The sequence below is a fragment of the Pseudomonas sp. A39 genome, assembly GCF_058145955.1.
On sequence record NZ_JBYVMD010000001.1, the window covers coordinates 84,560 to 102,810 of the forward strand.

Consider the following 18,251-nt stretch of genomic DNA (forward strand, 5'->3'; position numbering starts at 1 on the left):
TGAGTGGGACTAGATGACGCGGCATAGCAAGCGCGCAAAGTCTGTTGATATTGGTCCATCATTTCTTTAAGGGAGCCAACCCTCTCGGGGTAGTACTTCATTGCCAAGCTGATATCGGACCTTATATCGTCGACATCCGATTTGATGGGCGTGCACCGATCGTTTTCCAACTGACGCACTCTCTCCTCTGAAGCTGCGAGCGTCGCGGCCTGTTTGTTGTACGCCCCTATCCATTGGTTGAGTGAGGTATTTAGGCTGTCGTTTGCCTTTCTGAAGTCTTCGACTCGCTCCCTTACGTTTGTCAGGTCGCTGTCCTGACGACCGTAGTGGGCGGCTGCTCCAGCTATCGTTGTAGCGACCCCCAACGCGAATGACCAAAACGCGATTGTTAGTTTGGGGCGGAGAGGGCCAGCGTGTTGCGTTTCACTCATGTGGACGTCCTTGTGATTTGACAACTATCAATACCGGGAACCATTCACCAACTCAAGGCGGGGTAGCACATCGATGACGACCATTGCCTACGACAGCTTGCCGGCCGACCTCAGAATGAAGCCGCGATGGCCTGGGCCAGCTGCTGGTCAGTCATCAACGGTGGCGTGTAAGTCGTGCGATAAAAGCGCACCGCCTGCTCAAACTCTGCACCACGAATCTCGCTGTCCGAACCGATGAATGCCAGAGCATCGGTCTTGGCTGACTTGAAAATCTTTGGAGGTTCGGTTGTGAGCGATGTGGTTGCTCCAATTAAGATGGTTGGGAAGGAAATTGTGATAAATATTCCTGCCGCGACAGGGTTGACGTTGTCACCTGACACGGCATGAGTGTTGACCGATGCCAGTAGGGCTAACGCCAGAATCTTCCATGAGTCCATTCTTCGTTGATTCCATTTGCTGTCGATTGGGGCGATACCTTAGCAGAGTGAGTTCCCGCACGGGGAGGAGGAGCTAGGGTAAGCGGATGGCGAACACACCTACCTGTTTGCCAACCAGCGGGCCAACCGCATGAAGGTGCTAGTGCATGACGCCGTGGCGAATAAAAGCCAGTTGGGCGAGTGAAATCGATCAATTGCTGCCGCATAAGTGGTCGCCGGTTTAATGACGCGAGGCGTGATGGCTGGACACATAAAAGGGAATGCCGATGCCAAACGGATTACAAGATGGGAGCCCGCAGCAATGAGCTTTGACATTATTATTTTGAAGCCTACAGACCTCAGTGAAAGCGATCTGTCCAACGTCGAGGACGTGCTAGATATTGGATGCCCTGAGGCCGTAATCACATTTCTGGAGTTGGTGTTCCCTGGATGTGCCCGAGGTACATTTTCGGATGGTGAACGCTACTCGCTCGAGTCTGCTCAGAATGGAGACCCGGTGACCTCCATACACCTGACTCTCAGATACGGCCGAGCCTGGTCTGAGGCAATCAATGCTGAGTTCCTGACCCTGCTCTTGAGGCTCTGCCAATTGCTCCAGTCAGTAGCTTTTGCGGTCTCCGATAACTCAAGGATCACACCTCCCTGCTAATGCTTCCGTGCGCTGAATCACGTTCATTTAGTTGTTTACCGGTAACTTTATGATCCGCTGAGCGTCCGGTAGACTGCGGTGGTTGGCTGGATTGTCCGGCCTTTCGCTAGATCTAACAGTTATGGACAGAAGTACATCTCAGGTACGAAACCCCTCAAGCCCAGCAGTGGTCACGTTATCGGCGGTCTATTGCTTTTTTCTGACACTTAAAATTGGCTACTGGCTCGTCGGCGATGGCTGGGATAAGGCCAGAATGGGTGATATTCCGATCATCCTGATGCTCCCCGCGGCACTGACCTGCATTCTGTTGGCCGTAAGTGGCGTGCTGCTGTGTAGGCGCAGTGCGAAATCCTCGTGGTTTCTATTGGGCGCATTACTGTTCGGGCCGGCGCTGATTCCGCTGATGCTGCCGGAAATTTTCCTGATAACGTCCAGCCTATACCTGAAGGTTGCCTGGTTCGTGCTGCCGGCAACCCTGCAAGCAGTACTGCTGGTTGCCATTTGGATCTATAGCCTGCAGATGCGTAGAACGGGCTACCTCAAGTAATCCAAACAAGTTCAGACCCCGGAGCCACGCTGGGCTTTGTTTGAAATTTAATACAATTGGAGCGTCAACGCATGGAAGTGAGTACTACTCAAACTGAGTACCGCAAGCCAGCCAACCTGGCTGGACTGGGGCGGCGGCTGGGAGGGCAATGGATTGACTCCTTGATCACCTTTTTTGTTTTATTTGCGGTAGGAAGAACGGCTGAGTTTGTGGGTGTGTCTCCAGACGCGGTCGGTATTCTGGCTGTTGGCTCCGCCGCGGCGTATTACCTATTTTCAGACGCAATGCCCAACGGTCAAAGCGTGGGTAAAAAGCTGCTGGGGATGTCAGTAATTGACGAGCGCAGCCACCTCAATTGCAATCTATACCAATCTTTCATGCGAAACATCACGACGCCCATCCTGAGCATTTTTGACTGGATATTTATTTTCTTTGGTTCACGGAAACGGCTAGGAGACATGCTCGCATCCACGGTAGTGGTCCGATTCAAGTAGCTGTAACCGCTACATCGGCGCAACGTTACAGCTCTGAGGGCGCACCTTGGCACTATCCATCTATTACACTGCTCGGCGAAAAGCACCGCTCAGCTTGAGCGAGATAACTGTCGTTGAGGAGATTGTCCATCGCCACTGCGTAGACGATCAAATCGAACGATTTATTTCTCTCGGCTCCGGCCTAAACTGGGAGTCATTCGATTTTTCAATAAACGTAGAGCCGAGCCGTTTTCTAAAGAAGGGCCTCGTGTTTTCGGGCTCTACCAAGCTCCCCGATAACCAAGAAGACGCGACATGGATTGGCGTACAGCATTGGTGTAAATGTTTATCGGAAATTCGTATCGCGGTGTCTGGTTGTGAATGGAATGTTCAGGTCGAAGACCATGAAATGCAGTGGGACGCAGCAGTCAATGCTTATGACCCAACACGATAAGAAAGGCGTGTTCGGCTGAGACGATCGTGAGACTGCCTTGGCAACCGCCAATGCGCTGCATAAGGCGAGCGGAAGGTTCAGTTGCCAATACCAAGAGTAAAAGAGTGTTTTTAGGGAGGATGACGGCGTTGTGAGTTGTCCCGCCTAATGCCATCCGCGCCGACCATAGAAATAACTCAGGGCTATCAGCTCAATCACACCCACGAAAAAGCACAGAACCACGAAGCCAGGGCTGAAGACCCGCTTGCGGCCGCATGGGTTTGCGTCCAATCCCGTCGATCCGCCATAGCCGAGAAGCATCGGTACAAAAATCACCCAAGCCCACACTCCAACCTTGCTCCAGAAGCTCTGTTCTCTCCATGCAGTCATGGGGCTATCCCGCAGTCCGTTGATTCACGTTAATTGCACTTCATCGCGGTCGCGCGACGTTGAAGGGCTATGGCCTTGGATTAGGTTTCGCCGTAAGAGCAATCAGGCTCGATTCCTAAGGCACGAATTATAGGATGCAGTAGAGGTGTGTTAGCAAGTTAATGGAGGGGGCAAAAAAAGCCCCGGAACATCCAGGGCTTTTTTGCATCAGTGGCTTACACGAAAGGCTGACCACTGAAACCGCGGGGCAAACGCTGCAAACCGGGCAGGTCGGTGAGGCGTTGTGTCCACGCACTGCGCCAATCAACGGCGGTAGGGGTCTTGGCCTTGCGGTTGGCGCGTCGGGCGGCGTTGCGCTGGGTGCGGCGCGCGTCCTTGTAAGCTTCGGTATTGCGGCAGGTACGGCATTTGACTCGGTTCAGCTCGGTGCTGGAAGGGAGGTTGGTGCCGTGGTGGCCACAGGCTAAGTGACCTGCGACCTTGAAGTGAATGACCATGTAAGCGTCTCCTTCTTGGGGGTACGCGCATCGGTAGACCCACAATGCACGCGGGGAGGGCGAGGCGGTAAAAATCCCGGCACCTGGGGTTTCGACCCCATCGGCGAGGCAGCGTTCGGTTTTGTTTGCGGGCCGGTTCAACCCCCGGGCCGCCGCCGCGGTGAACGTGTGCGTTCCCGCGTTTGATGCAGGCGTACGCTGAATTCAGTCGATCAGCGCCAGCAAGTCCGTAGTGCCCACATCCAGCCCTGCTTGGCTCAACAGGGTGGTTGCCTGGCCCCGGTGGTGGGTCTGGTGATTGAAGAAATGCACCAGCAGGCTGAAGAAGTCTTTATCGGCGGCGACACCTCGCATGTTGTGGTAATGCAGGCGATGGTCCAGATCGGGGTCCTGCACCGTGTGAGCCCAGTCGACGATCAGTTGATCCAGCCAGGCGCGATGGGCTGACAGCTCACGGATATCGGCAAAGGCCAGTTGCGTGAGATCGGCAGGGGCTTTGATCGCACTCAACGGGGCCAATGCCGCGTAGCCTGCGGGATGCTCGGCAAAACGCTTGAGCCAGACTGTGTCGCCCAAGGCCAGATGGTTCAGCGTGCCGAGGATCGAGCCGAAAAACGCCTTGCGGTCCATGAGTAACGCCGCGTCCGACAGCGTGCCGGCCGCGTCATAGAGCTTGCGGTTCATCCACTGGTTATAGCTCGCCATCAATGCGAGGTGCTCAATCCGGTTCACTTGGGTTTTCTCTCACAGGCACGGTGACGCCATGATAGGCCGTGCCCGCCCGGCGGTCATGGTGTTCCGACAGCGGCGGGCTATGGTTGGTAGACGCCAACACTGCGCCCTGGGAGGGTGACACCATGAACACCAGCGACTTACTGGAGCAACTCTTGCGCGCCGGGCAAGGGGGCAGTGCTTCCTCGGGCGGCCTGGGTGGGCTGCTCGGCGGTTTATTGAAAGGTACCAGCACCGGCAATGCTTCGGCCGGTGGCGGTTTGGGTGGTCTGTTGGGCGGCCTGGGCGGTCTGTTGGGAGGTGCCACTGGCGCGCGTCCGGCTCAAGGACGCTCTGGCGGGATGAACTATGCAGCGCTGGCTTCCCTGGGCATGGCGGCATTCCAGGCCTACCAAGCCTGGCAGCGCCAGCAAGCCAATGCACCGCAGCAAGCCTTGCAGACTGTGGACCAGCTTGACGGCGCCGAAGCTGAGGCCCATAGCCATGCGGTGTTGCGTGCCTTGATTGCTGCCGCCAAAGCCGACGGCCGCATTGATGAAAAAGAGCAGCAACTGATTTCCAGTGAACTGGGCCGGCATACCGACGACTCGCAATTGCAGCAGTGGCTTGACGCTGAGGTTGCCAAGCCTCTGGACGCGGCGGACTTCGCCGAATTCGCCAGCGACCCGGCTGTTGCGGCAGAGGTTTACCTGGCCAGTGTGATGATGGTGGATGATCAGCAGGACGCCGAACGCAACTACCTGGACGACTTGGCCGGGCAACTGCAGATCGACCCGCAATTACAGCTGCACCTGGAACAACAGGCCAAGGCCTGAGGGAAAACGGAATTCCAGGCTAAAGCAAATCCCCTGTGGGAGCTGTCGAGCTTTAGCGAGGCTGCGATAGCGTTGTGTCAGACGCTGAAGATGCCCGCAGTGCCGCCGCCTTCGCAGCCTCGCCGGGGCTCGACAGCTCCCACACTTGATCTTCGTCTTCGATGAAAAACGGTGTCTGTAGGCGCCACCGAAGTCCAGGTGGCCGCTAGAAACGCAGCGTGGCGCCGGTGGTCAGCCATTGCGCACGCTCGCCGATCAGGCTGCGCCCGACCACCAAGTCGATGTCGACATATTCGCCCAAATGGAACCTCGGCCCGGCCTGCCAGGCCTGATCACCGCCTTCCTGGCCGTAACGCTCGGCGATCAGCGTCAGCAAGGGCGCTGCCTGGTACTCAAAACCCGTGCCCCAGGTCAGTCGGTGTTGCTGATCACCGTCGTTGTAGGCATGGGACCAACCGGCATTCAGGTTAAGTCGCAGTGCCTCCAGCGGCTGCCACGTCAACGGGATGTTGACGTCGGCGCCATCAAGCTCGTGCCGGCGATCCAGCGCAAAGTGCGCGCCGGCTGCCACGGCCATTTGCAGCCCCAGGTCATCCCGTGACCACACCTGTGCCTTGAGCTGCGGGCTCACCTGGGTTTCGCGCGTGTCTGTGCTGCTGGCGCGTGACAGCGCCGCGCCCCACTGCACCGACGGCATCGCGGCGAAGGTGCAGGCCGGTGACAGCGTTTCATTATGGGTGCTGCCGTCGTGCCGGTTCGCGGTGGACCAGGCGTCGATGTTGCATTCGCCTGGCGCATTGATTGCGCCGTCGTCGACCCCATAAGCACCACCGGCCGCGTTGGCTTTTGACAGAACGGCAAGCGTCAACAACGTGCCCAGGGTCAGCCCGATAAAGATCAGGTTGCGCTGCAATGCGCGACGCTTGGCCGGCGGCAGTAGCAGTAAGGTGTGGCGTGCGCCTCGGGCCTGACGCGCACGGTATTTGGCAAACCCGTCCTTGCGCAGTGGAAGGTGTTTTTTGTGCATGATGCACCTCGCTTGAATTCAGCTTTCTACGGTCAGCACCGAAATGCCGTTGGCTTTGGCCTGGCAAACCAGCTCGCAGGTGTCGTCCCCGCCTGGCAGGGCGATGACCACGTCAGGGCGGCTGTCGGTCAGCATGAAATGGTTGCGCTGGCGTTCCGCCTGCTTGCCGTGGCGTTGCCAGTTGGGCGGGTAGCGCACCACGTCGATGCCCAGTTCCCGCGCCCACTCCTCGACGTCGCTGCCGAGGAATTGGTTGCCGCCGTGGATCAGTACCTGCACCGGGCGCAGGCGGTGGTAAGCGTCCAGCACTTGGCGGGACATTTTGGTGTCGGCGTAATGACGACCTGCACAGATCAAGACGCGCATAAGGTATTTCCTTGTAGTGCGCGGTGGCGGCCGGGCGACCGCCACCGTTTAAACGGCGGGGGCGATCAGTACCACTGCTTGAAGCGGCGGATGTAGATCGTCTTCATCAGTTGGGCCACGCAGCAGTAGCTGACCAGGGTGCCTGCCAGCCATGGGAAGTACGCCAGCGGCAGCGGTTGCAGGCCCACCAGGGTGCCCAGCGGCGAGAACGGCACGTAGATCCCCAGTACGATCACCACGCAGGTCATCATCAACACCGGCCACGCGGCGGTGCTCTGGAAGAACGGGATCTTGCGGGTGCGCAGCATGTGCACCACCAGGGTTTGCGAGAGCAGGCCCTCGATAAACCAGCCGGACTGGAACAGGGTCTGCATTTCCACGCTATTGGCCGCGAACACGTACCACATCAGCGCAAAGGTGGTGATGTCGAAGATCGACGAGGTCGGCCCGATCCAGATCATGAAGCGACCTATGTTTTTCGCATCCCACTTGCGCGGCTTGGCCAGGTATTCCTTGTCCATCTTGTCCCACGGCAGGGCCAGTTGGGAGATGTCGTACATCAGGTTCTGCAGCAGCAGGTGGATCGACAGCATCGGCAGGAACGGAATGAACGCACTGGCCACCAGCACCGAGAACACGTTGCCGAAGTTGGAGCTGGCGGTCATGTTCAGGTACTTCATGATATTGCCGAAGGTTTCGCGGCCCTTGAGCACGCCTTCTTCCAGCACCATCAGGCTCTTTTCCAGCAGGATGATGTCGGCCGATTCCTTGGCAATGTCCGTCCCGCTGTCGACCGAGATACCCACGTCGGCATCGCGCAGCGCTGGCGCATCGTTGATGCCGTCACCGAGGAAGCCCACGGTGTGGCCGTTGGCTTGCAGCGCCTTGAGCACCCGCGACTTCTGCAGCGGCGTGAGCTTGGCGAACACCGTGCGTTCTTCCACGCGGCGCAGCAGGGTGGCGTCGTCCATCGCTTCAATTTCAGCCCCCAGCAGCGGTTGGCCGGGTTCCAGGCCGACCTGGCGGCAGATCTTGCTGGTGACCACGGGGTTGTCGCCGGTCAGTACCTTGACCGCCACACCGATCTGTTGCAGTGCCGCAATCGCCGGGCCAGCGGTTTCCTTCGGTGGATCGAGGAAGGTCAGGAAGCCCTGGATCACCAGGTTGCGCTCATCGGCGGTGGTGTATTGCTGGCGTGCCATTGATTTAGGGATGTGACGGCTGGCCACCACCAGCACACGGAAACCGTCTTCGTTGTAGTCGTTGGCAAGCGCCAATAACACTTCACGGCGACGCTCATCCAGCGGCACGGCTTTACCGGCTTCCATCACATGCGTGGAAATGCTCAGCATCTCTTCCACGGCGCCTTTGCACACCAACAGCTGGTCGTCGGCGGCATCCTTGACCACGATCGACAGGCGACGGCGGACGAAGTCGAAGGGCAATTCATCGACCTTGCTGTACGCGAACGGCACCTGGAACTTCGGGTTCTGCTCGGCAAACTGCACCACCGCCTGGTCCATCAGGTTCTTCATGCCGCTCTGGTGATAGCTGTTGAGCCAGGCCAGGGACAGCACCGCCTCATCACGTTGGCCGAAAGCGTTGACGTGATGTTCGAGGATGATCTTGTCCTGGGTCAGGGTGCCGGTCTTGTCGGTGCACAGCACGTCCATCGAACCGAAGTTCTGGATCGCGTTGAGGCGCTTGACCACCACTTTGCGCTTGGCCATGGCGGTGGCGCCCTTGGCCAGGTTGGCGCTGACGATCATCGGCAGCATTTCCGGGGTAAGGCCGACTGCAACCGCCAAGGCAAACAGAAAGGCATCGCCCCAGTCGCCCTTGGAGAAACCGTTGAGGAAGAACACGATCGGCACCATTACCAACATGAAGCGGATCAGCAACCAACTGACGCTGTTCACCCCACGGTCGAAGGCGGTTTGCACCCGCGAGCCGACAATCGCCTTGGCCAGGGAGCCAAAGTAGGTGCGCGGCCCGGTCGCGACCACCACGGCTTTGGCGCGGCCGCTGACCACGTTGGTGCCCATGAAGCAGATGTTGGGCAGGTCCAGCAGGTTGCCTTGGTCGGCGGTCACCGGCCCGGCGGATTTCTGCGTGACATCGCCAAGGGTGTCGTACTTCTCCACTGGCAAGGCTTCGCCGGTCAACACGGCCTGGCTGATGAACAGGTCGCGGGATTCGATCAAGCGGATATCGGCCGGGATCATGTCGCCGGCCGACAGTTGCACGATATCGCCAGCCACCAGCTCGCGCATCGGTACTTCGCGCAGGGTCGGTTGGGCGCCCACTTGCTCACGGCGCAGCACGGTGGCTGTGGTGCGCACCATGGCTTTCAGGGCTTCGGCGGATTTGGCCGAGCGGTGTTCCTGCCAGAACCGCAGCAGGCTGCTGAGCAGCACCATGGTCATGATAATGATGACTTTGGTGGGGTCCGCGTCTTCGCCGTCCTGCATCGGCAGCCAGCAATCGGTGAAGAAGCTGATGCCGCCCAGGGTCAGCAGTACGTAGATGAACGGGTTGTTCAGTGCCTGCAGGAACTGGACGATGGCGTGAGGCGGCTTGTCGTGGGCGACTTCGTTGTAGCCTTCCCGTTGCAGGCGGGCGCTTGCATCCAACTCGGTCAAGCCGTCCTGGGTGGCACGCACGTTCGCCAGGGTGGCCGACAGCCCGTTGTGGGCTTCGCGGGCGGCACGCATCGACAGTTTGATGTCAGCGGCGGTGCTGGTTTTTTTGTTCAATGGGACGTTTTTTACGGCGCTCATGGTGTGTGCTCCTGTCGCCAACTTTTCGACAAAACATACCCGGTACTTACCTGAATACAGGCGAGCGAAAGCATGCCGAGTCGCTAACTTCGCGATCGGTTTAAATGAGGTGCTTACATAACTTCTACTGGCGCGTTAGTTAACGAGCGCGCAGCGGACTACAACTGGAATGGTTCATAAAGAACTCCAGGGTTTAATCAGGAAACGGCTGTTTCAGTGGGGTTGAATGGCGCGAGCGCTCAGCAAAAACCCAGGCTGAAAACCTTCGGTCTCTGTGGGTCTTGGGGGGAGGGTGCGACACCGGTCGTGCGCTGCGGGAGAAACACCACGCAGGTAACACAACGCTTGGCGCGCAGGGCTGCGGCCAGTGTAGATGGATCGGGCAAAGCATGGGTTTTGAAGGTCATAACACACCTCGGGACCGGACGGGCGACCGGCGAGGCAGTTACGGTGGAGCATCGAGCTCTAGCGCAGCTTACCGGACCGGGAAGCGAGTCCTGTCATATTCTGGGTTTGGCGCCCGATGCCCGCTGATGCGGTGCTCGGACAGCGACTAGATACTGTGTCCATTGGCTTCTTTTGTGAGGTTTAAAAAAGGCCCAAGTTGCGGGCACGGGCAATCTACTCAGACGGTTACAAAATGTCAACGCATGATTAATTAAATGATCCGCTGTTCAGAGTTCATTCAGACAAGAGGCGTTCGAAAGTGAGTGCATATATAACTTCATATACCCAGTGCCGCGAGAACTGACAGATAGATCAGTACTATCCCGCAAGTGCCATAACTGATGCGTTGCCACAACGGTGATGCGTTCTTGCGCAGCAGGTTGACCAGCGCTGCGATCAGAAAACACGACAGCACCGACGCCAGCATGAACCCGGCGAAAAACATCAGCGTCTGCCCGTGGCTCGGCGTGGCACCGACGATGCCCGACAGCGCACTGCCCAGCGCGCCCCAGTAGACAATATTCTTCGGGTTGGCCAGGGAAATCGCCGCGCCCACGGCCAGCGCATTTTGCCGGGTGGTGGTGGGGGCATCGTCTGGTTCTGGCAGTTTCCACGCATCGATCAGGCTACGGACGCCCAGCCAGGCCAGGTACAGCGCGCAGACAACGGTCAACGGCACGCGCACCGCGTCATGCTGGATCAACAGGGCGATTCCGGTCAGGCCGATCACCGCCCACACTGCGTCGCCGACCAGGGAGCCGAACTGCACCAGCAGCGCCGGGGTGAACCCGTGGAGTAAGCCACGGCGCAAAGTCTCCGCCAGCACCGCGCCGGGCGACAGGCAAAACACAAAACCGAATATCAGCGCGTAGAAAAAGATCGTCAGCATGCCCGCATTCCTTCAAGAGAGGGGGGCAGTTTGGCGATAAGCAGGGACGCTGTCTTGGACCAGATTGCGCTGTCAGCGCTTCAACACGCTTTGATAGCGACCGGGTGTGATGCCGTAGGCGGCGCGGAAGTGCCGATTGAGATGGCTTTGGTCGGCAAACCCGAGGTCGTGGGCGATGTCGGATACCGCCACGCCTGCCCGCAACAGGCCCTTGGCCCGACGGGTGCGTAACTGCATGGCCCACTGACGCGGGCTCAGCCCGGTTTCTTTCTGGAACGTGCGCAGCAGGTGGAACTTGGTCAACCCCAGTTCATTGCTAAGCTGCTCCAAGGGCAATGTTTGATGCAGGTGCTCGGCGAGCAATGCCTGGGCGCGGCTGATCAGGTGTTTGCCTGGGGCGGCGCTGCCCGCGAGGCGCACGCCACTGAGGCTGACCACCTCACCGAGCAACAGGACCAAGGCGTCTTCGTTCAGTTCGCGGGCCCGCGCCTCATCGCTCAATGCGCTTCGCACGGTCTGCGCCAGTCGCCGGGCGAGGTCCGGCTGAACACACAGCGAGCGATCGAACTCCACGTGTGCCAGCCCGAGGTCGGCGGCCAATTGGTCCGCGCTGACGTACAGGCTCACAAACTGCCACGGCGCGCCATCCGCCGCACCCCCGCCCTGGATCTGCCCGGGGTTGTACAAGGTAATCGACCCCGGCCCGGCGTCGAATTCCCGGCGGTCCAGCCAGACCTTTTCCTCGCCGACCAGGTTCACGCCGATCACGCATTCATCATGGCTGTGGCGGGCAAAGGTCAGGCCGGTGCAGGCGGTGCTGCTGATTTCGTAGGGGCCCAGACAGGCGTGTTGCACGGCGTTCATCGATTCGACTCGGGCAAGGGCAGGGGGGTCATGGTTCCTCCGGTTACAGCAGTGCAATGCGCGCGAGTTCAGCGTTGCGTTCCGCAGGGCTGAGGCGGTCAAATGGCACGGCAAAAAACGCCCGGCAGCGCGTGGCAATGATCGCCAGGGTGGCGTCGAATGCAGCTTGCACACTCGCTTCATCACCGAGCACATCCGAAGGGTCTTCCAAGCCCCAATGCGCCTTCATGGCGGGCCCGAAGTACACCGGGCAGGCTTCGCCGGCCGCCTTGTCGCACACGGTGATCACCACATCCGGCGGGCTGTCTGCAAAGGCCTCGTTACCCTTGCTGTAGAGGCCCTTGGTGCTGATGCCCGCGGCCTGTAGCGTACTCAGGCTGCGCGGCAGGACCTGGCCCTTGGGAAAGCTGCCGGAACTGATCGCCTCAAAACCCGGCGGCGCCAGGTGGTTGAACACCGCTTCGGACAAGATGCTGCGGCAACTGTTGGCGGTGCACATGAACAGGACTTTCATTGCGGTATCTCCGTTAGACACTCAGGCGCACGGCGAGGGCGGCAAGGGTGATCAACAACACCGGCAACGTCAGTACGATGCCGACCTTGAAGTAGTAGCCCCAGGTGATGGTGATGCCCTTGCGCGCAAGAATATGCAGCCACAGCAACGTGGCCAGGCTGCCGATCGGGGTGATTTTCGGGCCCAGGTCGCTGCCGATGACGTTGGCGTAGATCATCGCGTCCTTGACCACGCCCACGGCATGGCTGGACTCGATGGACAGCGCGCCGATCAACACCGTCGGCAAGTTGTTCATCGCCGAGGACAACAGCGCCGTCAGCACCCCTGTGCCCATGGCTGCGCCCCACACGCCGTAAGTGGCGAAGGTGTCGAGCCAGGTCGCCAGGTAGGTGGTGAGGCCGGCGTTACGCAAGCCGTACACCACCAGGTACATCCCGAGCGAAAAGATTACGATCTGCCACGGTGCTTCCTTCAGCACTTTGCGTGTGGAGATCTTGTGGCCCTTGGCGGCGATCACCAGCAGGAGCACGGCGCAGACGGCGGAAATCGCGCTGATGGGAATGCCCAGCGGCTCCAGGGCGAAGCAACCGACCAGCAGGATGCCCAGCACCCACCAGCCGGCGCGGAAGGTGGCGCGGTCGTGGACGGCGCTGGCGGGGTCTTCGAGGTCGGCTGGGTCGTAGGTCTGGGGGATATCGCGACGGAAGAACCACAGCAACACCGCCAGCGTAGCTGCGACGCTGACAAAGTTGACCGGCACCATCACCGCCGCGTATTCGTTGAAGCCGATCTTGAAATAGTCCGCCGAGACGATATTGACCAGGTTCGACACCACCAGCGGCAGGCTCGCCGTGTCGGCGATAAAGCCTGCGCCCATGACGAATGCCAGGGTCGCCGCCGGGGAGAAGCGCAGGGCCAACAGCATCGACATCACGATCGGCGTAAGGATCAGCGCCGCGCCGTCGTTGGCGAACAGGGCCGACACCAGCGCGCCGAGCAATACCATATAAGCAAACAGGCGACGGCCGCGGCCACGGCCCCAGCGCGCGACGTGCAAGGCGGTCCAGGCAAAGAAGCCGGCCTCGTCCAGCAGCAGGCTGATGATGATCAACGCGACAAAGGTCCCGGTGGCATTCCAGATGATGTGCCACACCACCGGGATGTCGGCCAGGCTGATCACGCCAGAGGCCAGGGCCAGGATGGCGCCCATTGTTGCACTCCAGCCGACGCCCAAGCCCTTGGGCTGCCAGATGACCAGTACGATGGTGAAGATGAAAATGCCAATTGCGACAAGCATGGGTTAACGCTCCGATGGCTCAGCAGGTGCTGCTGGCGCGCTGTGGTAGGTGGTGCAGAGCATGGATCAGTTCGCGGACGCAAAGTTCGCATGCCAGAGGGTTCGATAGCGGCATGGCTGAAGTATCGGTCAAATGCTGTATCAATTGATATGGATCAAATCCCTTGAAATCCGCCACAAGTGTTTGAAATTAAAATGAAACATGAATGTCCTAAAGTGCCTCCCCATTGCTGATGAAGGAAGACCCCGCGTGACCCGTGCCACTCGCAACCTGCGCAAGACCCTGGATTCCGTCGCGGATAATAACGAAACCGCGGCGTTCGACTTGATGCGCGCGGTCGAAAAACTCGGCGATGAAGTGCTGCGCCAGCGCCTGCTCAATACCATTCACCGGCTCAACCAGGACGCCCACGAATTGCGCGAAGCACGCGACTCGGTGGAGCAAGTGTCTGTCAGGCTCGCCTGAGCAAGATCGTTCAAGACAAGTCCCTTGTTGCGCTGGCATGCTTGTCGACTGTCTGTCGATGAGCCGTTTCCATGCCTACCGCCTTACCTCATTACGCCTTCGCTCGCGGCGCAATCGCCGTGATTCCGCTGTCCCTGGCCTGTGCGCCATGGGGGCTGCTCGCCGGTTCCATGGCCATTGATGCGCAGTTCAGCCCATTGGAAGCCCAGGGCTTGTCCGCCATCGTGTTTGCCGGCGCTGCGCAACTGGTCGCTATCGGCATGGTCAAGAGCGGCGCCAGCCTGATTTCCATTGTGCTGACCACCTTGCTGCTCACCTCCCAGCATTTGCTCTACGGCATGCACTTGCGCCCGATCCTGTCGCCCCTCAACACCCGCTGGCGCATGAGCCTGGGCTTTCTGCTCACCGATGAATTCTTCGCCCTGGTCAGCCACTACGACCGCGAGACGTTCAATCGCTGGTACGCCCTGGGCGTGGGCCTGACGTTTTATATCGCCTGGAATCTGTTCACCCTGGCCGGCATCGTGCTCGGTAAAAGCATTCCCGGCCTCGATCAACTGGGCCTGGAGTTTTCCATCGCTGCGACGTTTATCGCGTTGATTACGCCGGTGGTGCGTGACATCCCCACGGTGGTCTGCGTGGCGGTGTCGCTGCTGTTTTCGGTGTGGCTGAGTTTCCTGCAGTGGGAGTCGGCGGTGGTGGTGTCCGGCGTGCTGGGCATGAGCGCAGGGTATGCCTGCAAGCGACTGGGAGTGGGGCAGCGATGATCTACATCATGATTGTGGCGATGGGCCTGGTGGTCTTCCTCAACCGTTACCTGTTTATCGAACCGCGCCTGCCGGTGCGTCTCAACCGCGGTGCGCGGGAGTTTCTCGGGTTTGCGGTGCAGGGCATGCTCACGGCGATTTGCGGACCGATCATCTTTCTCGCCGACCACCAGCTTAACCTGAGCCCGGCCAACCCTTATTTGCTGGCGGGTATCAGCGCGGTGGCGTTGATGTTCTGGACGCGTAACGTGCTGATGACCGTGCTGCTGAGCATGACGTTGTTCTACCTGTTCCGCTGGTTGCTCTGACAACCACCCAGCAAAAAAAAGCCCGCGGGAGAGCGGGCAGAAGGGATACTTCTAAAAATGAGCGTGGCCACTATAGGCCGCGTTTTCCGTCTTTACAGTGAAACAAAGTTCATGCATCCGGCAGTCCGGCGCGCGGCAATGGTACAGTCGCGTTTTTTCCAACGGAGCAATGGCATGCACAAGGTGGTAATTGGCGCACTGGTACTGGCGGCCCTGGCCGGTTGCGCGGGTTCGAAGATGAAAGAGGCGCGTGCAGGCACGCCCTACAAGACCCTGGCTTCGGACAAGGCCACCCTGGTAGTTGCCGAATGCGTCCAGTTCGGCTGGCAGGACGAAAGCGTCTTCGGCGTTGACGCCGGCGGCTTCAAGGAGCCGATCGGCGCGGGCGGTTTTACCGTCTACACCACCGCGGGTGATTACTTCGCCGACGTGCAAAGCGCGGGTACCGGTTCGACCATCAACTACTACGCCGCACAAGACAACATGCCGGCCAAGCGTCGTTTGGCCGCACTCGCGACCTGCCTGTAGGCGAATGCCTTAGTCGTTTTAGGAAATGCCTGGCACGACAGCCGCGAGGCATTAGCTTATGATTCACCGGCTCACCCGACATGATGGCTCTTTACCAGTACACGGACGTCGAGGCCTAAACGTCGGGCGAGCATCTTCTTTTTTCAGCGCGGCATGTAACCCAGGTGCCAGCGGCGCGGGATTTTCAGCGAGATCAGCCCCAGCAACCCCGCCAGTACGCCGCTGACCAGCAGCGCCTTCAGGCCCAGTTGCTGCTCCAACAGCGCGCCAATGACTGCCCCCACGAACATCCCGCCCCACGGGATCAACTGCACACGCCAGCCACTGCGGCGCTCCCCCAGCAGCCAGCGTCCCAGCCCGCGACCAAAGCGGGAAAGCGCGCCGGTGACGTAAGTCAGCCCTACCGGCAGCCCGTTGACCTCTTCCACAGCGGCATTGAGCATGCCCATCGCGACGATCGCCGCCAGCAGCGCGGGCAACGTATCGGCGAACGGCAGGAATGCCGCACCGCATAACAGGGCGGCAATACACAACAGCAAGGGCAACGCATGGCGGCGGCTCAGCCGGCTGACCACTACCCCCAAGGCGTTGCCGACGATAAATGTCGCAACCAGCAACAACAGGCGCCCGGTGAGGCCAAGCTCTCCCGCGCTGATTGCCACCGCCAGGCGCGTGGTATTGCCGCTCATGAACGAAACAAAGTCGCCGCTTGCCATGAAACCGATGGCATCGGTCATGCCTGCCAGTACCGACAGGCTGGCCACCAGCATCAGCCCGACCCGACCACGCCAGCGCTGTCGATGGGCAAGTGCAGCATTGGCGTAGGGCTTGCGGGGCGAAGGCAGCATAGGGCCGGGTTCCTCGGTGAGATTACACGGCCACTACCCTAGGACGCTTTCAGCGCGTATGCAATGACCTCAAACACACGCCAGGGACCAACCCGTGCGATGCCAGTCGAGGTAATGCGTCGGCCTGATCGTTTGCACAAACGCCGGGTCATGGGACACCACAATGATTGCCCCGGTAAACCCCTGCAGCGCCTGCTCAACCGCCGTCACCGATTCCAGGTCCAGATGGTTGGTCGGCTCGTCCAGCAACAGCAGTTGCGCGGGCTCCTCGCGCCACAGGGCAATGGCCATGGCTGCCTTCAACCGTTCGCCACCACTGAGCTGCCCGACCGGCTGGGTCACCCGCAAGGCATCCAGTTGCAGCAAAGCCAGGCGCGTGCGCAATGGGGCTTCGGCCAGTGGCGTGTCGAGCAGGTTGAGCTGTTCAACGATGGAGCGTTGATCGTCCAGCAGTGCGAGGTGTTGATCAATGTAGGCAGTGGGCACCGTCACCCGGCATTCCCCGCTCGCCGCCCGCCATGCTCCTGCCAATACCTTGAGCAGTGTGGACTTGCCACAGCCGTTGGGCCCACGCACCGCGACGCGCACCGGGCCGGCGAGTTGAACGTTGAGGCGGCTCGACGGCAGCCAAGGCAATTCTAGGTCTATCAGGGACACCACCTGGCGACCGCCGGGCACTGCGGAAGCGGGCAACGCCAACAGCGTCGGCGTTTCCTCCATGACCCGTTCGTAGGCCTCGCGCACCTGGGCATCCAGGTCATGTTTGCGCTGCCCGTGCGCGCTGCGCAGGGTGTGGACGATTTCCGTGGCGGCGCCTTTCCAGCGTGCCTGGGTGAATCGGTCGACGTTGGCGGTCTCGGCGTGTTTGCGTGAGCGAGCGGCGTTGCGCTGCAGGCTGTCATGATCTTTTTGCAGGCGCCGACGTTCGCGGCTGCGCGCCAGGCGGGCGTGTTCCAGTGCGCAGACGGCGGCCTGTTGTTCGGCATTGCGCTGGTGCCGATAGGCATCGTAGTTGCCGCCATACACGTGGACGCCGAGGGGCGACAGTTCAACGATGCGTGCCATGGTGTTGAGCAATTGTCGATCATGACTGACCACCACCAGGCCGCCGCGCCACTCACTGAGCTGGCGCAGCAGCCATGCACGGCCATCGCTGTCGAGGTGGTTGGTGGGCTCGTCGAGCACCAGCAGGTGTGGCGCAGCCAATAGCGCGCCGATAACCGCAATCCGTGCCAACTGACCGCCGCTGAGTGTATCGGCCGGGGTGTCGACACCAAGCGCTTCCAGGCCCGCTGCATCCAGGGCGTTGCGCAAGCGTTCGGCCAGGTCCCAACGGTCGTCGATCAACTCAAGATCATCGACCTGCGCCGTGCCTTGGGCCATGCGCCCAAGGGCTGACAAGATCGCGGTGGTGCCGGTGAGGTCGGCAATGCTCGCGCCTGGCGCAACCACGGGGTTCTGCGCCACATAAACCACAGTAGCCGTACCATTGCGGGTGCCGGAGGAGGGCGACAGCAGCCCGGCGATCACGTGGGCCAGGACGCTCTTACCGCATCCGTTGCGCCCCACAATGCCGGTGGGGGTGTGATCGATGGACAGGCTCAGGTCGTCCAGCAAGGTCTCGCCATTGGCGAACTGGACACTCAGGTGTTGCAGGGAAACAAGCGCGGGCAGCCGGTTGACGTCAGTCATCAGCACCTCCAAAAAATGTCGGACAGGCCAACAAGCGCGCCAGGCGGCTTGTTG

General features: G+C 60.1%; 21 protein-coding genes. 8 read left to right on the forward strand and 13 right to left on the reverse strand.

Going from position 1 to position 18,251, the window contains the following annotated elements:
- Positions 1 to 541: 541 nt before the first annotated feature.
- A complete protein-coding gene (locus tag AC3ZU9_RS00395; protein ID WP_490090117.1) occupies positions 542 to 868 on the reverse strand; it encodes a DUF2388 domain-containing protein in 327 nt (108 codons plus the stop codon).
- 770 nt (positions 869 to 1,638) lie between these two features.
- On the opposite strand from AC3ZU9_RS00395, the gene AC3ZU9_RS00400 reads away from it, so the two are divergent.
- The 3 genes from AC3ZU9_RS00400 to AC3ZU9_RS00410 all read left to right on the forward strand — a co-directional run bounded on the left by AC3ZU9_RS00400 (position 1,639) and on the right by AC3ZU9_RS00410 (position 2,991).
- Complete coding sequence (locus AC3ZU9_RS00400) at positions 1,639 to 2,064, forward strand: hypothetical protein (protein ID WP_490090118.1); 426 nt, start codon at positions 1,639 to 1,641, stop codon at positions 2,062 to 2,064.
- A 71-nt stretch (positions 2,065 to 2,135) separates the two neighbouring features.
- Positions 2,136 to 2,558 carry an RDD family protein gene (locus AC3ZU9_RS00405; RefSeq protein WP_490090119.1) on the forward strand — a complete coding sequence of 141 codons (423 nt, stop codon included), beginning with the start codon at positions 2,136 to 2,138 and terminating at the stop codon, positions 2,556 to 2,558.
- A gap of 46 nt (positions 2,559 to 2,604) precedes the next feature.
- Positions 2,605 to 2,991 carry a hypothetical protein gene (locus AC3ZU9_RS00410; RefSeq protein ID WP_490090120.1) on the forward strand — a complete coding sequence of 129 codons (387 nt, stop codon included), beginning with the start codon at positions 2,605 to 2,607 and terminating at the stop codon, positions 2,989 to 2,991.
- Between the two features lie 144 nt (positions 2,992 to 3,135).
- On the opposite strand, the gene AC3ZU9_RS00415 is transcribed toward AC3ZU9_RS00410, so the two are convergent.
- From AC3ZU9_RS00415 to AC3ZU9_RS00425, 3 genes are all read right to left on the reverse strand, one after another.
- Positions 3,136 to 3,360 carry a hypothetical protein gene (locus AC3ZU9_RS00415; RefSeq protein WP_490090121.1) on the reverse strand — a complete coding sequence of 75 codons (225 nt, stop codon included), beginning with the start codon at positions 3,358 to 3,360 and terminating at the stop codon, positions 3,136 to 3,138.
- A 215-nt stretch (positions 3,361 to 3,575) separates the two neighbouring features.
- Positions 3,576 to 3,857: a hypothetical protein gene (locus AC3ZU9_RS00420; RefSeq protein WP_043205329.1), complete on the reverse strand. Its 282-nt coding sequence runs from the start codon at positions 3,855 to 3,857 to the stop codon at positions 3,576 to 3,578.
- Positions 3,858 to 4,061: 204 nt separating this feature from the next.
- Complete coding sequence (locus AC3ZU9_RS00425) at positions 4,062 to 4,589, reverse strand: DinB family protein (protein ID WP_122811508.1); 528 nt, start codon at positions 4,587 to 4,589, stop codon at positions 4,062 to 4,064.
- 125 nt (positions 4,590 to 4,714) lie between these two features.
- Between AC3ZU9_RS00425 and AC3ZU9_RS00430 the strand changes: the two genes are divergently transcribed.
- Complete coding sequence (locus AC3ZU9_RS00430) at positions 4,715 to 5,404, forward strand: tellurite resistance TerB family protein (RefSeq protein ID WP_490090122.1); 690 nt, start codon at positions 4,715 to 4,717, stop codon at positions 5,402 to 5,404.
- A 205-nt stretch (positions 5,405 to 5,609) separates the two neighbouring features.
- Here the strand turns inward: AC3ZU9_RS00430 and AC3ZU9_RS00435 are convergent, their stop codons facing one another.
- From AC3ZU9_RS00435 to AC3ZU9_RS00465, 7 genes are all read right to left on the reverse strand, one after another.
- Positions 5,610 to 6,431: a PA4824 family protein gene (locus AC3ZU9_RS00435; protein ID WP_490090123.1), complete on the reverse strand. Its 822-nt coding sequence runs from the start codon at positions 6,429 to 6,431 to the stop codon at positions 5,610 to 5,612.
- Between the two features lie 18 nt (positions 6,432 to 6,449).
- Positions 6,450 to 6,797: a DUF2493 domain-containing protein gene (locus tag AC3ZU9_RS00440; protein WP_043205330.1), complete on the reverse strand. Its 348-nt coding sequence runs from the start codon at positions 6,795 to 6,797 to the stop codon at positions 6,450 to 6,452.
- 65 nt (positions 6,798 to 6,862) lie between these two features.
- Positions 6,863 to 9,577: a magnesium-translocating P-type ATPase gene (gene mgtA, locus AC3ZU9_RS00445; RefSeq protein WP_490090124.1), complete on the reverse strand. Its 2,715-nt coding sequence runs from the start codon at positions 9,575 to 9,577 to the stop codon at positions 6,863 to 6,865.
- Positions 9,578 to 10,301: 724 nt separating this feature from the next.
- Positions 10,302 to 10,913 carry a LysE family transporter gene (locus AC3ZU9_RS00450; RefSeq protein WP_012724141.1) on the reverse strand — a complete coding sequence of 204 codons (612 nt, stop codon included), beginning with the start codon at positions 10,911 to 10,913 and terminating at the stop codon, positions 10,302 to 10,304.
- A gap of 72 nt (positions 10,914 to 10,985) precedes the next feature.
- Positions 10,986 to 11,777: an AraC family transcriptional regulator gene (locus AC3ZU9_RS00455; protein WP_490090125.1), complete on the reverse strand. Its 792-nt coding sequence runs from the start codon at positions 11,775 to 11,777 to the stop codon at positions 10,986 to 10,988.
- Between the two features lie 43 nt (positions 11,778 to 11,820).
- The gene (locus AC3ZU9_RS00460) at positions 11,821 to 12,291 is read right to left on the reverse strand and encodes an arsenate reductase ArsC (RefSeq protein WP_236383152.1); all 471 of its coding nucleotides are present in this window, start codon (positions 12,289 to 12,291) and stop codon (positions 11,821 to 11,823) included.
- A gap of 13 nt (positions 12,292 to 12,304) precedes the next feature.
- A complete protein-coding gene (locus tag AC3ZU9_RS00465) occupies positions 12,305 to 13,588 on the reverse strand; it encodes an arsenic transporter (RefSeq protein ID WP_012724144.1) in 1,284 nt (427 codons plus the stop codon).
- Positions 13,589 to 13,838: 250 nt separating this feature from the next.
- On the opposite strand from AC3ZU9_RS00465, the gene AC3ZU9_RS00470 reads away from it, so the two are divergent.
- From AC3ZU9_RS00470 to AC3ZU9_RS00485, 4 genes are all read left to right on the forward strand, one after another.
- A complete protein-coding gene (locus AC3ZU9_RS00470; protein WP_043205333.1) occupies positions 13,839 to 14,054 on the forward strand; it encodes a hypothetical protein in 216 nt (71 codons plus the stop codon).
- A gap of 71 nt (positions 14,055 to 14,125) precedes the next feature.
- On the forward strand, positions 14,126 to 14,821 hold the full coding sequence (locus tag AC3ZU9_RS00475) for an AzlC family ABC transporter permease (protein WP_012724146.1): 696 nt from the start codon (positions 14,126 to 14,128) through the stop codon (positions 14,819 to 14,821).
- Positions 14,818 to 15,129 carry an AzlD domain-containing protein gene (locus AC3ZU9_RS00480; protein WP_490090126.1) on the forward strand — a complete coding sequence of 104 codons (312 nt, stop codon included), beginning with the start codon at positions 14,818 to 14,820 and terminating at the stop codon, positions 15,127 to 15,129. Before AC3ZU9_RS00475 ends, AC3ZU9_RS00480 begins: the two co-directional genes overlap by 4 nt.
- Positions 15,130 to 15,303: 174 nt before the next feature.
- The gene (locus AC3ZU9_RS00485) at positions 15,304 to 15,657 is read left to right on the forward strand and encodes a hypothetical protein (protein ID WP_043205334.1); all 354 of its coding nucleotides are present in this window, start codon (positions 15,304 to 15,306) and stop codon (positions 15,655 to 15,657) included.
- A 143-nt stretch (positions 15,658 to 15,800) separates the two neighbouring features.
- On the opposite strand, the gene AC3ZU9_RS00490 is transcribed toward AC3ZU9_RS00485, so the two are convergent.
- Together AC3ZU9_RS00490 and AC3ZU9_RS00495 are read right to left on the reverse strand one after the other, a co-directional pair.
- Complete coding sequence (locus AC3ZU9_RS00490) at positions 15,801 to 16,505, reverse strand: YoaK family protein (protein ID WP_012724149.1); 705 nt, start codon at positions 16,503 to 16,505, stop codon at positions 15,801 to 15,803.
- Between the two features lie 69 nt (positions 16,506 to 16,574).
- The gene (locus AC3ZU9_RS00495; protein WP_490090127.1) at positions 16,575 to 18,197 is read right to left on the reverse strand and encodes an ABC-F family ATP-binding cassette domain-containing protein; all 1,623 of its coding nucleotides are present in this window, start codon (positions 18,195 to 18,197) and stop codon (positions 16,575 to 16,577) included.
- Positions 18,198 to 18,251 lie beyond the last annotated feature (54 nt).

Bases quoted from the DNA above. Each gene is read 5' to 3' on its own strand.
- AC3ZU9_RS00455 (WP_490090125.1), bottom strand. From the start codon at position 11,777: ATGAACGCCGTGCAACACGCCTGTCTGGGCCCCTACGAAATCAGCAGC.
- AC3ZU9_RS00485 (WP_043205334.1), top strand. From the start codon at position 15,304: ATGCACAAGGTGGTAATTGGCGCACTGGTACTGGCGGCCCTGGCCGGT.
- AC3ZU9_RS00430 (WP_490090122.1), top strand. From the start codon at position 4,715: ATGAACACCAGCGACTTACTGGAGCAACTCTTGCGCGCCGGGCAAGGG.
- AC3ZU9_RS00420 (WP_043205329.1), bottom strand. From the start codon at position 3,857: ATGGTCATTCACTTCAAGGTCGCAGGTCACTTAGCCTGTGGCCACCAC.
- AC3ZU9_RS00480 (WP_490090126.1), top strand. From the start codon at position 14,818: ATGATCTACATCATGATTGTGGCGATGGGCCTGGTGGTCTTCCTCAAC.
- AC3ZU9_RS00435 (WP_490090123.1), bottom strand. From the start codon at position 6,431: ATGCACAAAAAACACCTTCCACTGCGCAAGGACGGGTTTGCCAAATAC.
- AC3ZU9_RS00405 (WP_490090119.1), top strand. From the start codon at position 2,136: ATGGAAGTGAGTACTACTCAAACTGAGTACCGCAAGCCAGCCAACCTG.
- AC3ZU9_RS00490 (WP_012724149.1), bottom strand. From the start codon at position 16,505: ATGCTGCCTTCGCCCCGCAAGCCCTACGCCAATGCTGCACTTGCCCAT.
- AC3ZU9_RS00400 (WP_490090118.1), top strand. From the start codon at position 1,639: ATGGACAGAAGTACATCTCAGGTACGAAACCCCTCAAGCCCAGCAGTG.
- AC3ZU9_RS00415 (WP_490090121.1), bottom strand. From the start codon at position 3,360: ATGACTGCATGGAGAGAACAGAGCTTCTGGAGCAAGGTTGGAGTGTGG.
- AC3ZU9_RS00475 (WP_012724146.1), top strand. From the start codon at position 14,126: ATGCCTACCGCCTTACCTCATTACGCCTTCGCTCGCGGCGCAATCGCC.
- AC3ZU9_RS00440 (WP_043205330.1), bottom strand. From the start codon at position 6,797: ATGCGCGTCTTGATCTGTGCAGGTCGTCATTACGCCGACACCAAAATG.
- AC3ZU9_RS00495 (WP_490090127.1), bottom strand. From the start codon at position 18,197: ATGACTGACGTCAACCGGCTGCCCGCGCTTGTTTCCCTGCAACACCTG.
- AC3ZU9_RS00450 (WP_012724141.1), bottom strand. From the start codon at position 10,913: ATGCTGACGATCTTTTTCTACGCGCTGATATTCGGTTTTGTGTTTTGC.
- AC3ZU9_RS00395 (WP_490090117.1), bottom strand. From the start codon at position 868: ATGGACTCATGGAAGATTCTGGCGTTAGCCCTACTGGCATCGGTCAAC.
- mgtA (WP_490090124.1), bottom strand. From the start codon at position 9,577: ATGAGCGCCGTAAAAAACGTCCCATTGAACAAAAAAACCAGCACCGCC.
- AC3ZU9_RS00460 (WP_236383152.1), bottom strand. From the start codon at position 12,291: ATGAAAGTCCTGTTCATGTGCACCGCCAACAGTTGCCGCAGCATCTTG.
- AC3ZU9_RS00465 (WP_012724144.1), bottom strand. From the start codon at position 13,588: ATGCTTGTCGCAATTGGCATTTTCATCTTCACCATCGTACTGGTCATC.